The 298-nt window shown below is 43.3% G+C and carries 1 protein-coding gene; it reads right to left on the reverse strand.

Going from position 1 to position 298, the window contains the following annotated elements; translation table 11 throughout:
* Nucleotides 1–185, reverse strand: a 185-nt coding sequence (locus tag AB4585_RS27655) for a hypothetical protein (protein ID WP_372171950.1), incomplete at its 3' end; no start/stop codon positions are given.
* Nucleotides 186–298 lie beyond the last annotated feature (113 nt).

The following is a 298-nucleotide window of genomic DNA, read 5'->3' on the forward strand; positions in this document are numbered from 1 at the left end:
CTTAGGGTATCGCTGTGAACCAGAATTGATTTAGTCTTGGGTTTAAAACCTTCGGCGTACAATTCATAGATCGCATATGAATACAATAACGCTAAGACATTTGAGTCTTTGCCGTTACTCCACCCGATTTGACATACAGCGCCATCACGAATTAATGACTTAAAGCGGTCCACTATCGCGAACATGCGTTCGGCTAGGGTGCCCAAGTGTGTGAGTTCTACTTCCTTTCTATCTTCAGTGACGTACGTATAGTCATTGAGAATAGAGCTATTTAGGGCGCGTTGGCGCCATTTTAAAT

It is taken from the genome of Vibrio sp. 10N.222.49.C9, from assembly GCF_041474985.1.
Taxonomy (GTDB): domain Bacteria; phylum Pseudomonadota; class Gammaproteobacteria; order Enterobacterales; family Vibrionaceae; genus Vibrio; species Vibrio crassostreae_C.